Origin of the sequence: Mesorhizobium sp. B2-3-10 (assembly GCF_006442275.1) — a bacterium.
Lineage (GTDB): Bacteria > Pseudomonadota > Alphaproteobacteria > Rhizobiales > Rhizobiaceae > Mesorhizobium > Mesorhizobium australicum.
In genome coordinates this window covers 557,060-574,656 of sequence record NZ_VFVT01000002.1, presented here as the reverse complement: position 1 = coordinate 574,656, position 17,597 = coordinate 557,060, and the positions used below count along the sequence as shown (strand labels likewise).

General features: G+C 65.1%; 18 protein-coding genes. 13 read left to right on the top strand and 5 right to left on the bottom strand.

Annotation, left to right across the window (positions count from 1 at the left end):
* Positions 1-59 precede the first annotated feature (59 nt).
* Genes FJ943_RS09455 through FJ943_RS09445 form a run of 3 tightly spaced genes read left to right on the top strand, consistent with a single transcriptional unit; the run spans position 60 to position 3,717 of the window.
* Positions 60-1,448: a pitrilysin family protein gene (locus FJ943_RS09455; RefSeq protein ID WP_140720927.1), complete on the top strand. Its 1,389-nt coding sequence runs from the start codon at positions 60-62 to the stop codon at positions 1,446-1,448.
* Between the two features lie 2 nt (positions 1,449-1,450).
* Positions 1,451-2,848 (top strand): pitrilysin family protein, encoded by a 1,398-nt coding sequence (locus tag FJ943_RS09450; RefSeq protein ID WP_181174523.1) that lies wholly within the window; start codon positions 1,451-1,453, stop codon positions 2,846-2,848.
* Positions 2,845-3,717, top strand: coding sequence for a patatin-like phospholipase family protein (locus FJ943_RS09445; protein ID WP_140717647.1), 873 nt, complete (start codon positions 2,845-2,847; stop codon positions 3,715-3,717). Before FJ943_RS09450 ends, FJ943_RS09445 begins: the two co-directional genes overlap by 4 nt.
* 83 nt (positions 3,718-3,800) lie before the next feature.
* Here FJ943_RS09445 and efp read toward each other — a convergent pair whose 3' ends face one another.
* A complete protein-coding gene (efp, locus tag FJ943_RS09440) occupies positions 3,801-4,370 on the bottom strand; it encodes an elongation factor P (RefSeq protein WP_015318353.1) in 570 nt (189 codons plus the stop codon).
* Positions 4,371-4,484: 114 nt separating this feature from the next.
* Here efp and epmA point away from each other — a divergent pair, with 114 nt between their 5' ends.
* Positions 4,485-5,531, top strand: coding sequence for an EF-P lysine aminoacylase EpmA (epmA, locus tag FJ943_RS09435; RefSeq protein WP_140720921.1), 1,047 nt, complete (start codon positions 4,485-4,487; stop codon positions 5,529-5,531).
* A gap of 24 nt (positions 5,532-5,555) precedes the next feature.
* Here the strand turns inward: epmA and FJ943_RS09430 are convergent, their stop codons facing one another.
* Positions 5,556-5,972 carry a VOC family protein gene (locus tag FJ943_RS09430; protein WP_027042200.1) on the bottom strand — a complete coding sequence of 139 codons (417 nt, stop codon included), beginning with the start codon at positions 5,970-5,972 and terminating at the stop codon, positions 5,556-5,558.
* Between the two features lie 175 nt (positions 5,973-6,147).
* Between FJ943_RS09430 and FJ943_RS09425 the strand changes: the two genes are divergently transcribed.
* The 6 genes from FJ943_RS09425 to lpxK all read left to right on the top strand — a co-directional run bounded on the left by FJ943_RS09425 (position 6,148) and on the right by lpxK (position 11,740).
* Positions 6,148-7,491 (top strand): TldD/PmbA family protein, encoded by a 1,344-nt coding sequence (locus FJ943_RS09425; protein WP_140661884.1) that lies wholly within the window; start codon positions 6,148-6,150, stop codon positions 7,489-7,491.
* The gene (locus FJ943_RS09420) at positions 7,478-8,281 is read left to right on the top strand and encodes a 3'(2'),5'-bisphosphate nucleotidase CysQ (RefSeq protein WP_140617129.1); all 804 of its coding nucleotides are present in this window, start codon (positions 7,478-7,480) and stop codon (positions 8,279-8,281) included. Before FJ943_RS09425 ends, FJ943_RS09420 begins: the two co-directional genes overlap by 14 nt.
* A gap of 76 nt (positions 8,282-8,357) precedes the next feature.
* Positions 8,358-8,603: a DUF4170 domain-containing protein gene (locus tag FJ943_RS09415; protein WP_140661886.1), complete on the top strand. Its 246-nt coding sequence runs from the start codon at positions 8,358-8,360 to the stop codon at positions 8,601-8,603.
* Between the two features lie 5 nt (positions 8,604-8,608).
* On the top strand, positions 8,609-9,400 hold the full coding sequence (locus FJ943_RS09410; RefSeq protein ID WP_140720918.1) for a lysophospholipid acyltransferase family protein: 792 nt from the start codon (positions 8,609-8,611) through the stop codon (positions 9,398-9,400).
* Entirely contained in the window at positions 9,397-10,713 is a 1,317-nt protein-coding gene (gene waaA, locus FJ943_RS09405; protein WP_140720915.1) for a lipid IV(A) 3-deoxy-D-manno-octulosonic acid transferase, read from the top strand. The genes FJ943_RS09410 and waaA overlap by 4 nt, the downstream gene beginning before the upstream one ends.
* Position 10,714: 1 nt before the next feature.
* Positions 10,715-11,740 (top strand): tetraacyldisaccharide 4'-kinase, encoded by a 1,026-nt coding sequence (lpxK, locus tag FJ943_RS09400; protein WP_140720912.1) that lies wholly within the window; start codon positions 10,715-10,717, stop codon positions 11,738-11,740.
* Positions 11,741-11,836: 96 nt separating this feature from the next.
* Here the strand turns inward: lpxK and FJ943_RS09395 are convergent, their stop codons facing one another.
* Complete coding sequence (locus FJ943_RS09395) at positions 11,837-12,070, bottom strand: DUF2093 domain-containing protein (RefSeq protein WP_010915490.1); 234 nt, start codon at positions 12,068-12,070, stop codon at positions 11,837-11,839.
* 114 nt (positions 12,071-12,184) lie between these two features.
* Between FJ943_RS09395 and FJ943_RS09390 the strand changes: the two genes are divergently transcribed.
* Positions 12,185-12,787: a hypothetical protein gene (locus tag FJ943_RS09390; RefSeq protein WP_140617124.1), complete on the top strand. Its 603-nt coding sequence runs from the start codon at positions 12,185-12,187 to the stop codon at positions 12,785-12,787.
* Positions 12,788-12,846: 59 nt separating this feature from the next.
* On the opposite strand, the gene FJ943_RS09385 is transcribed toward FJ943_RS09390, so the two are convergent.
* Positions 12,847-13,773, bottom strand: a complete 927-nt coding sequence (locus tag FJ943_RS09385) for a LysR substrate-binding domain-containing protein (RefSeq protein ID WP_083883064.1) — start codon at positions 13,771-13,773, stop codon at positions 12,847-12,849.
* Between the two features lie 90 nt (positions 13,774-13,863).
* Here FJ943_RS09385 and FJ943_RS09380 point away from each other — a divergent pair, with 90 nt between their 5' ends.
* Both FJ943_RS09380 and FJ943_RS09375 read left to right on the top strand, forming a co-directional pair.
* Positions 13,864-14,757, top strand: coding sequence for a DMT family transporter (locus FJ943_RS09380; protein ID WP_140720909.1), 894 nt, complete (start codon positions 13,864-13,866; stop codon positions 14,755-14,757).
* A gap of 480 nt (positions 14,758-15,237) precedes the next feature.
* Positions 15,238-15,651 carry a hypothetical protein gene (locus FJ943_RS09375; protein WP_140720906.1) on the top strand — a complete coding sequence of 138 codons (414 nt, stop codon included), beginning with the start codon at positions 15,238-15,240 and terminating at the stop codon, positions 15,649-15,651.
* A 23-nt stretch (positions 15,652-15,674) separates the two neighbouring features.
* On the opposite strand, the gene mutL is transcribed toward FJ943_RS09375, so the two are convergent.
* Positions 15,675-17,564, bottom strand: coding sequence for a DNA mismatch repair endonuclease MutL (mutL, locus tag FJ943_RS09370; RefSeq protein WP_140720903.1), 1,890 nt, complete (start codon positions 17,562-17,564; stop codon positions 15,675-15,677).
* Between the last annotated feature and the right edge of the window lie 33 nt (positions 17,565-17,597).

Sequence of the window (17,597 nt, the reverse complement as noted above, 5' to 3'; positions counted from 1 at the left end):
TTCACTTTGCTTGTCGCCAGCGCCTTGCCTATCGTCGCTGCATGAAACCGGAGCCATCGATGACATCAAGGACTGAATGGCTTCGGGCCACGCTGCTGGCGACGTCGCTGGCATTGTTCATGACCGCCCCCGTCCTGGCGGACGGCCCCGTATTGCCAAGCACAGTGCCGGCCGAGTTCAAGGTCACGGACTTCCTGCTCGACAACGGCATGGAAGTGGTCGTCATTCCCGATCACCGCGCGCCGATCGTCACCCACATGGTCTGGTACAAGATCGGCAGCGCCGACGAGCCGCCGGGCAAATCCGGCATCGCCCATTTCTTCGAGCATCTGATGTTCAAGGCCACGGCCCACCACGCGGCCGGCGAGTTCGACCGCGCCGTCTCCGACATTGGCGGCTCCAACAACGCCTTCACCTCCTACGACTACACCGCTTTCCACGAGACGGTGGCACCGTCGGCGCTCGAGCTGATGATGAGCTTCGAAGCCGACCGCATGCGCAACCTCATCCTCACCGATGACGTCATCAAGACCGAGCGCGATGTCATCCTGGAGGAGCGCCGCTCGCGCATCGACAACAATCCGCAGGCCGTGCTCGACGAAGAGGTCGATGCCACGCTATGGCAGAACCAGCCCTATCGCATCCCGGTCATCGGCTGGATGCAGGAGATGGAGCAGCTGAACCGCACCGACGCGGTGGCGTTCTACAACAAATACTACCGGCCCAACAACGTCGTGCTGATCGTGACCGGCGATGTCGAACCGGACACGGTGAAGGCGCTGGCCGAAAAGACCTATGGCAAGGTGGCCCGCGGGCCGGACCTGCCGCCGCGCGTCCGTCCGGTCGAGCCGGAGCAGAACACCAGGCGCACGGTCACGCTCTCCGACGCTCGCGTCAGCGTGCCGAGTTTCTCGACACAATGGGTCGTGCCCTCCTATCACACTGCGAAGCCCGGCGAGGCCGAAGCGCTCGATCTGCTGGCCGAGATCCTCGGCGGCGGCAACCGCAGCCGGCTTTACCAGGCCCTTGTCGTCAAGCAGGGCATTGCTTCCGGCGCCGGTGCGTACTTCCAGGGCACCATGCTCGACGACACCAATTTCACCGTCTACGGCGCGCCGCGCGGTGACGCCAAACTGGCCGACGTCGAAGCCGCGGTCGATGCGGAAGTGGCGCGCATCGCCAGCGACGGCGTCACCCCGGACGAGCTCGAAAAAGCCAAGGACCGCTATGTCAGGTCGATGATCTTTGCTCGCGACAAGCAGGATTCCATGGCCAACATCTATGGCTCGACGCTTGCCACCGGCGGCAACGTCCAGGACGTGCAGCAATGGCCGGACCGCATCCGCAAGGTCACCACCGACGAGGTCAAGGCCGTTGCCGCGCGCTATCTGGTATTGGGCCGCTCGACGACCGGCTATCTCTTGCCGCAGCAACAGGCGGGGAATTGATGATGACGAACCAGTTTAGCGGCGCGTTGACGTCTCCCCGCCAGGCTCCCCCTTCTCCCCTCGCGCGAGAAGGGAAGGCCCTCCACGCCCTCGCAACCTTCTTCCTCTCCGTGCTCTTCCTGGTTCTGCCGGCGCTTGCCGCCCGCGCCATGGAGATCCAGTCCGTTACCTCCTCGAAAGGCGTCACGGCTTGGCTGGTCGAGGACTATTCCGTGCCGGTGGTCGCCGTCCGCTTCGTCTTCGGCGGCGGCTCGACGCAGGATCCGGTGGGGAAGGAAGGTCTCGCCAACCTGATGACCGGCCTGTTCGACGAGGGTGCCGGCCCGCTCGACTCGGAAGCCTTCCAGATCAAGCTCGATGATGCCGGGGCCGAAATGAGCTTCGACGAGACCCGCGATGGCATCTACGGTTCCATGCGCATGCTGGCCGAACAGCGCGACGAAGCCTTCGACCTGTTGCGTCTGGCGGTCAATGAGCCGCGCTTCGACCAGGCGCCGATCGACCGCATCCGCGCGCAGGTCCTGTCCGGCATCATCGCCAACGAGAACGATCCCGACACGGTGGCGCAGAACCGGTGGGCGCGCGCCGTCTATGGCGACCACCCTTATTCGCGTTCCGACCAGGGCACCAGGCAGAGCATCGCCGCCGTCACGCAGGCCGATCTCGAGGCCCTGCACAAGGCGGTGTTCGCGCGCGGCGGCCTGCATGTCGCCGTGGTCGGGGCCATCGACCCCGAGACCCTGAAGAAGAAGCTCGACATGGTGTTCGGCGACTTGCCGCGGGACCAGGCGCTCGCTCCTGTAGCCGATGTCGAGCCCAAGCTGGCGCAGCATATCGAGGTGAATTACGACCTGCCGCAGACATCGCTGCAGCTCGCCTGGCCGGGTGTGAAGCGCAAGGCCTCGGATTTCTTCCCGGCGGTGCTGATGAACGAGATCCTCGGCGGCGGAACTTTCACCTCGCGCCTGTTCCAGGAGGTGCGCGAAAAGCGCGGGCTCGCCTACAGCGTCAATTCCTCGCTGGTCAACCAGGACCATGCCAATGCGCTGATCGTCACCACTGGGACGCGCTCCGATCGCGCGGCCGAGACGCTCGCCATCGTGCGCGACGTCGCCAAGCGCCTGGCCGAGGATGGCCCGACTGAGGCCGAACTGGCGGCGACCAAGAAATATCTGATCGGCGCCTATGCGATCAGCAATCTGGATTCGTCGAGTTCCATCGCCGCCACGCTTGTCGAGCTGCAGATTGACGATCTCGGCATCGACTACATGCAGCGCCGGGCCGGCTATATCAACGCGGTGACGATCGATCAGGTCAAGGCGGCGGCGAAGAAGCTGCTGACGACCGAGCCGACCATCATGGTGGTCGGGCCGCCGCTGGCGGGAGCCGGCAAGGGATGAGCCCCACTTTCGGCATAGCGTTCGGCGGTGGCGGCGCGCGCGGTCTGGCGCATATCCATGTCATCGAGGCGCTGGACGAGCTCGGCATCAAGCCGGTGGCGATAGCCGGCTCGTCGATCGGCGCCATCATGGGCGCCGGCATGGCCTCGGGCATGACCGGCAAGGATATCCACGACTATGCCCGCTCGATCCTCGGCCGCCGTGCCGAGGTGGCGAGCCGCATGTGGCGGGCGCGGCCGGGCACGATCGCGGAAGCCATGCAAAATGGCATCCGCGTCAGCCAGTTCAATGTCGAGCGCATCCTGAAGGCGTTTCTGCCCGAGGCTATTCCCGAATCCTTCGCCGGATTGAAAATCCCGCTGAAGGTGACAGCAACCGACTATTTCGGCCACAAGCTCGCCGTGTTCGACGATGGCGACCTGCATTCCGCCCTTGCGGCCTCTGCCGCCATTCCTGCCGTCTTCCGTCCGGTGACGCGCGACGGCAGGCTGCTGATCGACGGCGGCATCTACAACCCCGTGCCCTTCGACCTGATCGAGAAGGATGCCGATATCATCATCGGCGTCGACGTGGTTGGCGCGCCGGAAGAGGCCGACCGCAAGCAGCCGACCTCCGTCGACCTGATGTTCGGCGCCACGCAATTGATGATGCAGTCGATCATCGCCAACAAGCTGAAACAGTGCCAGCCTGACATACTGGTCCGCCCAGCGGTATCGAAATACCGCGTCCTCGATTTCCTGAAGATCGAGGCCCTGATGAGCGAGACGGTTGAAATCAAGGATCGGCTGAAGCGGGAGGTGGAGGTCGCAATTGAACGGCGTTCCGCCAACGTCGAGGCAAAAAGGACAAGAACACCAGCCAGGTCGTGATCGCGGTCAGCGAGACTGCGAGGCTACTTTGTGCCGTGTCGGCGGGGCATCATGCCGAGGCGGCAACAATGCCTCCGCCTCGCTCAGTCCTTCGCCCGCTCCACATAGGACCCGTCCGCCGTCATCACCACGACGCGGGTGCCAGGCGCGATGTGCGGCGGCACGGTGGTGCGCACGCCATTGGAAAGCACGGCCGGCTTGTAGGAAGACGATGCCGTCTGGCCCTTGGTCGTCGGCTCGGTCTCGACCACTTCGAAGGTGGCGCGCTGCGGCAGCACCAGGGCGATCGCGATGCCGTTGAACTGTGACACCTGCACCGGCATGCCCTCCTTCAGATAGGGCGCCGCGTCGCCGACCACGGCTTCAGACACCGCCACCTGGTCGTAGGTTTCCGGGTTCATGAAGTGATAGCCTTCGCCATCGGCGTAAAGGAAGGTGTGCTCGCGCTCCTCGACATAGGCGCGCTCCACCTGTTCGGTGGTGCGGTAGCGCTCCGACACCTTCACCCCGTCGCCGATGCGGCGCATATCGAGCTGCGTCACGGGCGTGCCCTTGCCGGGGTGGATGTTTTCGGCGAAGAGGATCACATAAAGCTTGCCGTCCTTGTCGACGACATTGCCTTTGCGGAGCGAACTGGCGATGACTTTCACCACGGTTTTAAATCCTGCGAGAGTTGACTGGCGTTTGCCGGCTTGCGCGGCGCTGGATGGGGGCCTAGCGCATCTTGGCGCGAACCGCCAGCCCCCTCGGCGAACCGAAGCGCGCTGATGACCGCCGCGTCGCCCTGGTGGACGCCGCATGTCCATGCCGACCGCCGTCCGCGCCTGATGCTGCGCAACGGGATGACGGCTGCCTTGCGCGACTGGTTCGCCCGCAACGACTTCATCGAGGTGGAGACGGCGGCGCTGCAGGTCTCGCCCGGCAACGAGGCGCATCTGGCGGCCTTCGCCACCGAAGCGGTCGGGCCGGATGGCGTCCGCTCGCCGCTTTATCTCCACACCTCGCCGGAATTCGCCTGCAAGAAACTGCTTGCGGCGGGGGAGCAGCGCATTTTCAGCCTGGGGGCCGTCTACCGCAACCGTGAGCGCGGCCCCTTGCACCATCCCGAATTCACCATGCTCGAATGGTATCGGGTGGGCGAGACCTATGAAAGCCTGATGCGCGATTGCGGCGATCTGCTGGCGCTGGCCGCGACACGGGCAGGGGCCACGCACTTCTCTTTCAGGCGCCGCGACTGCGATCCGTTTTCCGAGCCGCAGCGACTGACCGTGGCGGACGCCTTCAGCCGCCACGCCGGGATCGATCTGCTGGCCACGGTCGCGCCCGACGGCGGCACGGACCGGGACGCGCTGCATGCCGCTCTGATCCAGGCCGGTCTGCGCACCGCGCCTGACGACAGCTGGGCCGATTTGTTCAGCCGCGTGATGGTGGAAAAGATCGAACCCAATCTCGGCTTCGGCCGCGCGACCATTCTTTGCGAGTACCCGGTCGCCGAGGCGGCACTGGCGCGGCCGAGCCCGAGGGATCCGCGCGTCGCCGAACGCTTCGAGCTCTATTGCTGCGGCGTCGAGCTCGCCAACGGCTTTGGCGAACTGACCGACGCGGCCGAGCAACGCCGGCGCTTCGTCATCGAGATGGACGAGAAAGAGCGCGTTTATGGTGAGCGCTACCCGCTGGACGAGGACTTCCTCGCCGCGTTGGCCATCATGCCGCAGGCCAGCGGCATCGCGCTCGGCTTCGATCGGCTGGTGATGCTGGCGACCGGCGCGCAGAAGATCGAGGACGTGATCTGGACTCCGGTCGCGGCATCTTGAAGACGGGCTGCCGCCCCTTTGATCTCAATGCGCGAATACCTGCTCCAGCGAGCGAAAGCCCTTGAATTCCAAGGCATTGCCCGAGGGATCCCGGATAAACAATGTCGCTTGTTCGCCGGGCTCGCCCTTGAAGCGGACCATCGGCCGCTCCAGCCAGTCTATGTCGTCGCGCGCTTCCAGCCGTGTCGCCAGACGCTGCCAGTCGTCCATCAAGAGCACAGCGCCGAAATGCGGGATCGGCACCAAAATGCCGTCGACCTTGCCGTCGCTTGCAGCTTGCGCGGCCTGCGGCCGCAAATGCGCCGACATCTGGTGGCCGTAGAGGTCGAAATCGACCCAGGTCGCCGACGAGCGGCCGATCGCACAGCCCAGTACCTCGCCATAGAAAGTTCGGGTTTCATCGAGATCACGGACTGGAAAGGCAAGATGGAAAGGCGTCATGGCGAAGGCTCCAGATAGGCAAAAACCGCGACGTCCGCTCTTTGCGGGCGCTTCGATGGCGATTTGGTCGCAACATCCTGATTGCCCTTCGGCCATTGCACAAGCGGCAGTGGAACAATAGATGGTGCGGCAGCACCTGCCTTCCGGACAGGCTGAAGAAAACAGGATCAAGTGCATGACCGACAAGCTCGACGCCGCGAAATTGACGGACCGTGTCGCGGCCCTGGTCGAGGCCGCCAAACGCGCTGGCGCCGATGCCGCGGACGCCGTCGCGGTGCGTGGCCGCTCGACCGGTGTTTCGGTGCGGCTTGGCAAGGTCGAAAACACAGAGGCGTCCGAGGGCGACGACGTTTCGCTGCGGGTGTTCGTCGGCCAGCGTGTGGCCAGTGTATCGGCCACCGCAGTGTCCGATCCGAAGGCCCTTGCCGAGCGCGCCGTCGCCATGGCCAAAGTGTCCCCCGAGGATCCCTACCAGGGTCTTGCCGACCCCGCGCTGCTCGCCAGACAGACGCGCGATCTGGACCTGTTCGATGCAACCGAAGTGTCGGCGGACCAGTTGAAGGAGGCGGCCCTTGCGGCCGAGGCGGCGGCTCTCGCCGTCAACGGCGTAACCAATTCGGCCGGCAGCAATGCCAGCGCCGGGCTGGGCGGGCTGGTTCTGGCCACCTCGCACGGTTTTCTCGGCCAGTATGTCGCCTCGCGCTTTTCGCGCTCGGCCAGCGTGATCGCCGGCGAGGGCACCGGCATGGAACGCGACTACGAATTCTCCTCGCGCCAGCATTTTGCCGATCTCGACGCGGCCGAGGATATCGGCCGCCGGGCCGGCGAACGGGCCGTGCGTCGCCTTGGCGCGCGCAAGGCGGCGACCGGATCGGTCGACGTGGTGTTCGACCCGCGCGTCGCGCGCGGCATTGCCGGCCATATCGCCGGGGCCATCAACGGCGCTTCCGTCGCGCGAAAAACCTCGTTCCTGCGCGACATGATGGGCAAGCAGGTGGCCGCGTCCGCCATCACCGTCACCGACGAGCCGCTGCGGCGCCGTGGCCAGGCCTCGCGCCCATTCGATGGCGAAGGCGTCGAGGGCGAGAAGCTCCTGATGATCGAAAAAGGCGTCCTCAATCACTGGTTCCTATCGACATCGGCGGCCCGGGAGCTCGGCCTCGTCACCAACGGGCGCGGCACGCGCGGCGGCTCCTCCGTCTCACCGTCTTCCACCAATCTTGCCATCGAGCCAGGCGAAAGGTCGCCGGAAGACCTGATCGGCTCGCTCAAGAGCGGCTTCTACGTCACCGAAGTGTTTGGCCAGGGCGTAGACATGCTCACCGGCGAATACAGCCGCGGCGCTTCGGGCTTCTGGATCGAAAATGGGGCGCTTGCCTATCCGGTCGCCGAAGTCACCATCGCCTCGAACCTGAAGACGATGTTCCTCAACATGATGCCCGCGAATGACCTTGATCGCAATTTCGGCACCGCCGCCCCGACGCTCCTGATCGAAGGCATGACCCTTGCCGGAGCATGAGCTGACCACCGCCGGTGCCGATCTGGACCTGCCGCTGCTGCGCGACGCCGCCCGCGAGGCGGGTCTCATCGCCATGCGCTACTTCGGCAACAATCCGCAGGTCTGGATGAAGGGCGGCACCTCGCCGGTCAGCGAAGCCGATCATGCCGCCGATGCGTATCTGCGCCAGACGTTGCTTGCGGCACGGCCGGATTATGGCTGGCTGTCGGAAGAGACGGCCGACGACCCGGCGCGGCTTTCGGCGCGCCGCACCTTCGTTGTCGACCCGATCGACGGTACGCGCGGCTTCCTTGAAGGCCAGCGCGCCTGGTGCGTCAGCGTCGCCGTCGTCGAGAATGGCCGCACGCTCGCCGGCGTGCTCGAATGCCCGGCGATGGACGAGACCTATTCCGCGCTGCCAGGCCAGGGCGCATTCCGCAACGGCAAGCGCATTGCGGTGCGCAAGCCAGGCGACAAGCCCGAGATTTCCGGCCTGAAGCAGTTGATCGACCTGATGCCGGCCGGCTGGCAGGAGCGGCTGCAACGGGCGCCCTACAGCCCTTCGCTTGCCTACCGCCTGGCGATGATCGCCAACGGCACGCTCGACGGCACCTTCGTCAAGCCGAACGCGCATGACTGGGACATCGCCGCCGCCGACCTCATCCTGCGCGAGGCAGGTGGCCAACTGCTCGACCCGCATGGCCACGCGCCGTCCTATGCCGGCGAGGTGACCCGCCACGGTGCGCTCGCGGCCGGCAGCGGCGAACTGCTGGCGGTGCTGGTCGACGTCATTGCCGGGCTGGATGGCTGAAAGCGTTTTCGAAGGTTCCAAAGTCGGCGGCTTTGGTCTAGACCTGTCACAAACTCACGATATGTGAAGGACCGACATGGCCGCGGAAGACGGAAAGAAACAGCTTTTGCATCTGGTATTCGGCGGCGAACTGAAGAAGCTTGGCGGCACCGAGTTCCGCGATCTCGATGCGCTCGACATCGTCGGCGTCTATCCGGATTATCAATCCGCGCACACGGCGTGGAAAGCCAAGGCGCAGGCCAGCGTGGACAATGCTCATATGCGTTATTTCGTCGTTCATCTGCACCGTCTGCTGGATCCCGATAGCAAGGCCACCGGTTGACTTCGATGGAGCATGATCTGGCGAAAGAGCCAGCCGGCGAGGCCGCGCCCACGGGCAGGGGCCGCAGCCGCACGACCAAGGCCTTCTGGCGCAGGATTCGCGAACCGCTCGCGCAGTCGCGATTCGTCAAGAACGCCATTGCCAGCCTGCTCGCGCAGTTCGTGCGGCTGGTTCGCCTGACCAGCCCCCTGGTCGCCGGATCGGCGCGCTTTTCGGGCGGCGCCTATGCCGAGTTCGAGCCGGGGATCATTGCTCTGTGGCATGGCCAGCACCTTTTGACGCCGGCCTATTACCCCAAGCGCAAGCCGCTGGTTGCCATGGTGTCGCGTAGCGCCGATGCCGAGCTCAACGCCCTGATGCTGGAGAAATTCGGGATCGAGGCGGTGCGCGGTTCGGGTGGGCGCGACAATGCCAGGCATCTCGACAAGGGCGGGGCTAAGGCGCTCATCGCCCTCAAAAAGTCGCTCACATCAGGCAAGAACGTCGCCATGATCGCAGACATTCCTCACGGTACCCCGCGCGATGCAGGGCTCGGTATCGTTCTCCTGGCTCGCCTCTCCGGCCGGCCGCTGCTGCCCGTCGCCATCGCCACCAGCCGCCGCAAGGTGCTGGAAAAGAGCTGGGACAAGACCACCATCAACCTGCCCTTCGGCCGCTCCGCCGTGACCATCGGCACGCCGATCTTCGTGGCGGCGGATGCCGATGACGCCGAAATGGAACGCAAGCGCCAGGAAATCACCACCGCCCTCAATGCCGCGACCGCCGAGGCCTACCGCCTCGTGGATGCTCCGCAGTGAGCGGCCGCTGGGCCCGCACCATGTTGTCGGCATACCGTTTTGCCGGCGCGGCAGCCTATCCGCTGGTCGGGCCTTATGTCGCCTGGCGCACCTCGCGCGGCAAGGAAGACCGCAATCGCCGGCGCGAGCGCTACGGCGTCGCCGGACGGCCGCGCCCCGAGGGCCCGGTGATTTGGATCCATGCCGCGAGCGTCGGCGAGACCTTGGCCGTCGTGCCGCTTGTCGAAAGCATCCTCGACTATGGCGTCAACATCGTGCTGACGACCGGTACGGTCACCTCGGCCCAGGTCGTCGACGAGCGGCTCGGCGACCGCATCATTCACCAATATGTGCCACTCGATCTGAAGCCGGCGGTCAGCCGCTTCCTCGATCACTGGAAACCCGATCTGGCGATCATCGCCGAATCCGAGATATGGCCGATGACCATCCTCGAACTTGGTGCCCGCCACGTGCCGCAGGTGCTGGTCAATGGCCGGCTCTCCGATCGCTCCTTCATGTCTTGGAAGAAGCGGGCCAACATCGCCGAGGCCCTGTTCGAGAATCTGGCCCATGTCGTTGCCCAGTCCGACGTCGACGGCGAGCGTTTTCGGGCGCTCGGCGCCCGGCCGGTGACGGTGTCGGGCAATCTCAAGGTCGACACCAACCCGCCGCCGGTCGACTTGCGAGCGCTTGGCACATTGCAGCGGCAGATCGGCGATCGGCCGACCTGGGCGGCGATCTCGACCCATGATGGCGAGGAAGTGGTCGCCGCGGAAGTTCACGCGACGCTGCACAGGCGTCACCACGGCCTTTTGACGATCGTCGTTCCGCGCCATCCCGATCGGGCCGAAGCCCTTGCCGCGCAGATTTCCGGCATGGGCCTTAAAGTCGCGCGGCGCAGCAAGGGCGACCGTATCGGGGCCGATACCGATATCTTGCTTGGCGATACGATCGGCGAAATGGGCTTGTATCTCCGGTTGACCGAAATCGCTTTCGTCGGCCGCTCGCTGACCTCCGAAGGCGGCCAGAATCCGCTTGAGCCGGCCATGCTCGACACCGCCGTTCTCGCCGGGCGCAACGTGCAGAATTTTCGCGAGGCCTACCAGCGCCTGCTCGACAGCGGCGGCGCCAAGCTGGTGCGCGACCGCGACATGCTGGCCGGCGCCGTCAATTTCCTCCTGACCAACGAAGTGGCGCGCCACGAGATGATGGCTGCGGGGATCGCGACTGTCGAAGAGATGCGCGGCGCACTGGCACACACGCTCAAATCGCTCGAACCCTATATCCAGCCGCTGGTGGTCAAGGCGCGCCTGAAGGGCGCCAACGGGCGTTAGAATGGCCTCCGAAGCACCGCCATTCTGGTGGGAAGAGCCGGACTGGAAGGTCCTGGCGCTGTCGCCGCTGTCGGCTGTCTATGCGCTGGTTGCCGGTCGCGGCATGCGGCGGGCCCGGCGCGAGAAGATCCAGGCGCCGGTTCTGTGTATCGGCAATTTCACCGTCGGCGGCACCGGCAAGACGCCGGTGGCGATCGCGCTCGCCCAACAGGCCAAGCGCATGCATCTGAAGCCCGGGTTCCTGTCGCGCGGCCACGGCGGTTCCTTCGCCGAGCCGCATGTCGTCGATGTCAGCCATGACAGCGCCAGGCATGTCGGCGACGAACCGCTGCTGCTGGCCGAACATGCCCCGGTGGCGGTGACGCCGAACCGTGCCGCCGGCGCCCGGCTGCTGCTGGAAAAACACGGTTGCGATTTCCTGATCATGGACGACGGCTTCCAGAGCGCGCGCATCCACATCGATTATGCACTGGTCGTGGTCGATGCCCGCTATGGGATCGGCAATGGCCGCGTCATCCCGGCCGGTCCGCTCAGGGCCAAGATCGTCGACCAGCTGGTCTTCACCAGCGGGCTGCTGAAGATGGGCGAGGGCACGGCCGCCGACGCCGTGGTCCGCCGAGCCGCGCGTGCCGGCCGGCCGATCTTCGAGGCCCACACGGAGCCGAGCAGCACGGCCGGGCTTGCCGGAAAGCGGTTCCTGGCCTTTGCCGGCATCGGTCATCCCGAAAAGTTCTTCGACACGGTGCGTGACGCCGGCGGCGAAGTGGTCCTGTCCAGGCCCTTTCCGGACCATCACTTCTACGCCGAGGACGAGCTTGCCGAACTGGCCGCGACGGCACGCGCCGAAGGCCTTGGCCTGATCACCACCGCCAAGGACGCCGCCCGGCTGCGTCACGGCGCCCCGCAGGACTTTCTCGACCGTCTCGACGTGCTGGAAATCGACACGGTGTTCGAGCTTGATCACGTGCCCGAACGCATCATCGAGGAAACGCTCGATGCCTGGCGGCAGCGCAAGTTGAGGAGATGAAGCTACTTCAGGAAAAAGTGCGTGGCGGTCTTCAGTCCGGAATTGCGTAAAACAATGAAGGAGAGCGGGTCAGATTCTATCAAACGCTGGGCCGCTCTAACTCCGTTTGCGCAACTCCGGATGCACCTCGATTTCGCGGCGCAGCGATGCGGTGGCGTTCACGTAGGGTTCCTGCCTGGCGACGCTCCAGTATTTCAGCTCGTCCAACGGGATGTTTTCGCCCGTCACCGCGCAGCGCACGAACGAGCCCGGGCTGGTGACCTGGAAATCGCCATCGAGATAGCGGATGCGGGCTTCCTTGCCGCCCGGGCCTTCGAAACGGTTCATCATGCAACGGCACTTGAGTTCATCGGGATTCAATCGCCATAAATCGTGGGCAAGGTCAAGCTTGGCGCAATGCTCATATAATATTGCGGTATGGCACAATGGTTGTCAGGAAGCGCCATGGACATCGCCAATGCCAGTATGACGTCTTTGCTGAAAGAAGCGCTCATTCCCGGGCCGGTGCCTTCGCCCAGGGCCGATCCCGCGACCGCGGCTCTGGTCAAAGCGCTCGTCCAGCCGGCGGCGCCCGCGATGGTGCAATCGGCGCAGTTCGCCGCCCAGGCGCTGCAAGGCTCGCTACCGCGGCCGGCCGGTCAAACCTCGCAACGCCTGTCCTCCCCCGAGATCGAGGATGCCTACCGGGCCGTCATGGAACCTGACGCCGCCACCCACCATGCATTGGCACGAGCCTCGACGGGTGGGGCAGGGACGGACACCGATCAGGCTTCGCGCGGCTTCGCTCCGCCGCGGATAACGGCCAACGACAGCACCCCCAAACTCGCGGCGCCGCCGGCCCTATCCACATTCTCGCCGGCCGTCGCTTCGGCCGCGGTGCTGGTCGCGGCCAATGTCAACGCGCCGCAACCGCGCGGCGCCTCCATCCGTCCAGCGGGCCATGCTCCCCGATCCGAGCCAGTTCCGTCGTCGCTGTGGACGATATCGATCGTGACGGCCATCGTCTCGGCCGCAACCACCACGATCGTGCTTTTGCTGTTCCGTTAAGCGAGTATCACGCGATTTCCAGCAGCGGCCGTCACGTATTCTCCGAGATGCGTCAGAGCCTAATCCTCATCCTGCAGGAAAGCTTCCAGCCTTGCCGAAGCAAGCCCGGCCTGTTCGGCAATGCGCCTGGCGAGATCCGCGGCGGCCGCGCGCGGCCGGCCCACCGGACGATCCAGCCAGTAGGAAACGGGATTGAGCACGGTGCGATCGTCAACGGCGACGAGGCGGCCGGACTGTATCTGGTGCTCGGTGAGCGGCGGCCGCGCCAGCGCGATGCCGAGGCCATGAGCCGCTGCATCGAGCACCAGATTGTAATCCTCGAAACGACGGTCTTGCGGGCGCGGCCGGTAGTCCATGTCCTGCGCGGCCAACCAGGCGCGCCAGCCCGAAGCGTCGGAATCGTTGATCAGCGGGAATTTGAGCAGCCGGGCTGGATCGCCGCTGCCGATCTCCCGTGCGAGGCCGGGCGAGGCGATCGGGAAGAGATATTCTTCGAACAGTTGCACCGAGACACGGCCCGGGATGCGGCCGCGACCGCAGCGCACCGACAGATCGATGCCTTCGTCGGCGAGATCGGCCTGGCGGTTGTCGACATCGAGCACGATGCGCAGGCGGGTGGGATCGTTCTCCAGCGCCGCCATGCGCGGCATCAGCCACAGGCCGCTCACCGAAGGAATGGAGGCCAGGCGCACCACCGCGGTGCCGCGCGGCTCCACCCACCGGTCGGAATTGACCGAGATCAGCGCGAAGGCTTCGGTGGTCCTGAGATGCAGGCGATTGCCTTCGTTGGTCAGCGTCACGCCGCGCGCGCCGCGCTCGAAAACCTTCAGGCCAAGCCAGTCCTCGAGTTTGGCGACCTGCCGGCTGACCGCGCCATGTGTGAGGTTGAGTTTTTCGGCGGCGGCCGAGAAGCTCCCCGTGCGCGCCGCCGCGTCGAAAGCGCGCAACGTCTCCAAGGGCAGCATACTGTTCGAGCTGTGATCCATGCTCACAGGTGACCCTCGATTTGGTCGTTTGTCAATTGACCTGGAAAGGCGTTTCCTGCTCCCGAGACCTGAAGAATCCGAGGCACTGGGATGAGCACGACGACAGGCACGTTGAATTCGACACAGCGGATGGACACCACGGCAGCCATTGCCGTGGCGCTGACGGTGATCGGCTGGGCCTCCGCCTTCCCGGCGATCCGGGCCGGGCTCGCCGCCTTTCAGCCGCTGGAGCTTGGCGCCCTGCGCTTTGCCATCGCCGCCGTGCCGGCGGCGATCTTCCTTGCCGTCAAGCGTCCGGCTCTGCCCAGGATCGGCGATCTCTGGCGCTTCGCCTTTGGCGGCGCCATTTTCGTCGCGCTCTACACGGCGATGCTCAATTTTGGCGAACTGACGGTCTCGGCCGGAGCGGCGGGCTTCATCATCAATGTCAGTCCCATCTTTACCGCCATCATGGCAATGGCGCTGCTCGGCGAGCGCTTCTCCGGCCTGGCCTGGATCGGCACGGTCATCTCCTTCGCCGGCATCGGCATCATCGCCGTCGCCGACGGGCATGGCCTTCATTTCAATGCCGGCGCGCTGCTGGTACTTGGCTCGGCCCTCTGCTCGGCCGTCAACACCATCGTCCAGAAGCCGCTGTTTGCCCGTCATCATCCGCTGACGATCGCGGCGTCCAACATGGTGCTCGGCGCGCTCTGCCTGGCGCCCTTCCTGCCCACCGCTCTGCAGCAGGCCGCTGTCGCCAACACTGCCGGCCTCGGCGCCGTCATCTATCTCGGCATCGTGCCGAGCCTGATTGCCTATGCGGCGTGGGCAACCGCGCTGTCGCGCCTGCCGGCGGCGCGTGCCTCGAACTTCCTCTATCTGGTCTCGCCGATGTCGGCCCTGATCGGCTTCTTCTGGCTGGGCGAGGTGCCGACGCTGCTCGGCATCCTCGGCGGCGCGCTGGCGCTCGGCGGTGTCATCGTGGTGAATTTGAAACGCTGATTCAAAAGCTTGCGATCTTTCCCTGACTCGTGTCGGGAACCACCGATTTCATCGCCAGTTGACGGCTGCCGCAAGGCAAGGCAACTGTCACTCGGTCTTGGCGGATGGTCGTCGCGGGCGCTGCGAGGTCGGGATGGGAAGACGTTTTATCTCAACGGTCGTTTGCTTGTTGCTGCTTAACGCGAAAGCCGTCGCGGGTTGGTACCACGTGGAAAACTACGAGGGTTTCCTCGGGCCGTCTCCCATCCATTTCTCCATACAGACATATGATAGCTTAGGCAGCGCGCCAAAGGTCGATGGAAGCTACTTCTACGACGCGAAGCAGAGCCCGATTGCGCTGTATGGCACGGTCAGCGGCACCAAGTTCGTGCTTTGCGAGATTTCAGACGACAAGGAATTCTATCGGATAATTGTGCAGGGGCCGAGACCCGCTGTCGATGCCACAAGCTGCCATTCTCCCTCGACCTCAATGGAAACGCTATGACCGGAAGCTGGAGCAAGGGCACTGATAGATATCCCGTCACCCTCAAGAAAATAGCGAGCCTGGATGACACTGGCGAGGCGAAGATCGATGGCACGGTCGAGATTTCCTTCTGGGCGCAGACAGCCACCGACAGGTTTTCGGGAATTTACACGAATACCAGCGCCGGCCTTTGCATGGAAAAAATGCGTGTCGTCAAAAAGAGCAGCCGCAAGGTTGTCCAGGAAATTACCTTCGCCGATGACGATGCGTGCAGTGCCGGCATGCTGATGACGACCATCTATATGAACGTCGAGAAATGGGTGGAGCGAGGCAAGGACGTCATTTCCGTGAATTTTCGAGGCGGTGGCGCCGGAACCGCGGTCGATTACGTCTTCAATTCACGGACAAGGAAATATCAGCGGAGGAAGTGAGGGCTGGCCGCCGGGCAGCCGTTTCACCGCCGTCCGAACAGCCGCTCGATGTCGGCCAGCTTCAGCTCGATATAGGTCGGGCGGCCATGATTGCAGGTGCCTGAGCCCGGCGTCGCTTCCATCTGGCGCAGCAGGGCGTTCATCTCCTCGGCCTTGAGCAGCCGCCCGGAGCGCACCGAGCCATGGCAGGCCATGGTGGCGGCGATCTTGTCCAGCCGTTCCTTGAGCGTCTCGACCGTGTCGTTGTCGGCAATCTCGTCGGCGAGGTCGCGGACCAATTGCTGGACGTTGGTCTCACCGAGCATCGACGGCGTCTCGCGCACGGCGACCGCACCCGGTCCGAAACGCTCAATGCCGAGGCCGAAGCGGGCGAGCGTTTCGGAATGCACGGCCAGCCGCTCGGCGTCCTCCTCCGGCAGGTCGACAATCTCGGGCAGAAGCAGCATCTGTGACGGCACCGGCCGCGCATGCAGCGCGTTCTTCAGCGCCTCGTAAACCAGCCGCTCATGGGCCGCGTGCTGGTCCACGATGATGAGCGAATCCCTGGTCTGGGCGACGATATAGTTCTCATGCACCTGCGCGCGCGCGGCCCCCAGCACCGCGCCGAGCAGCGTCTCCGCCGCCTCGCTCTGCCCGGCGCGCGCATCGGCGCTGGCAAGCGGGCCGGCATCGAACGCAGCTTGCTCATTTTCGCCAAATCCGCCCTGTCTTGCGCCGGTGTGTTCAAAGCCCGGGCTGTCGAATTGCATGTCGAGCGGCCGCTGCGGCGAGCGCGCGGGATCGAAGCCGGCGGCGCCTGAAGCGCGATAGGCCGCGTCGTAGCTGCGATGGCCATTGGCCGGGCCGGGATGCGCATAGGACGGGCTGCCCGGCCGAAACGCTGCCATCATGCCGGCGGCGCCGGTGGTGGCCGAGCGGATGCCGGCATCGGCCAACGCCTGCCGGATCGCGCCGACGATCAGCCCGCGCACGAGGCCCGGATCGCGGAAGCGGACATCGGCTTTGGCCGGATGGACGTTGACGTCGACGATGGCCGGATCGAGCGAAAGAAACAGTACCGTCACCGCATGGCGGTCGCGCGGCAGGACGTCGGCGAAGGCGCCGCGGATCGCTCCGGCGATCAGCTTGTCGCGCACCGGGCGGCCGTTGACATAGGCATATTGCTGCAATGCGTTGGCGCGGGTGAAGGAGGGGATCGACACATGGCCGGTCAGGTGCACGCCTTCGCGCATCGCGTCGATGGCAATGGAATTGTCGGGAAAGTCGGCGCCCATCACCTGCGCGACCCGGCGCAGGCTGCCGTCCGCGCTGTCATCGGTAGCCGGCAGTTCCAGAGTCGTGCGGTCGGAACCGGCCAGCGTGAAACGCACCGTGGGGAAGGCGATGGCGATGCGCTTGACGATGTCGCTGATGGCCGAGCTTTCGGCGCGTTCGCCCTTCATGAATTTCAGCCGTGCCGGCGTGGCGAAGAACAGGTCGCGCACCTCGACCGTGGTGCCGCGATTGGCCGCCGCCGGCTTGATTGGCAGGACGCGGCCGCCCTCGATGCCGATCTCTGCGGCGCTGTCGCTAGAGGCCGTGCGCGAGCGGATCGACAGCCGCGACACCGAGCCGATCGATGGCAGCGCTTCGCCGCGAAAGCCGAGCGAACGAATGTCGTTGATATCCTCGGTGAGCTTGGAGGTGCAGTGGCGTGCGATGGCCAGCGCCAGTTCCCGTTCAGGAATGCCGAAGCCGTCATCGGTGACGCGGATCAGGTTCAGCCCGCCGCCCGATGTGACGACTTCTACCTTGCTGGCCCCGGCATCGAGCGCATTCTCGACCAGTTCCTTGACCACGCTCGCCGGACGCTCGATGACTTCGCCGGCGGCGATCTGGTTGATCATCGTTTCGGAAAGCTGGCGGATGGGCATGCTCTGATCTTACACGGATTCGGTGGGCGCGCG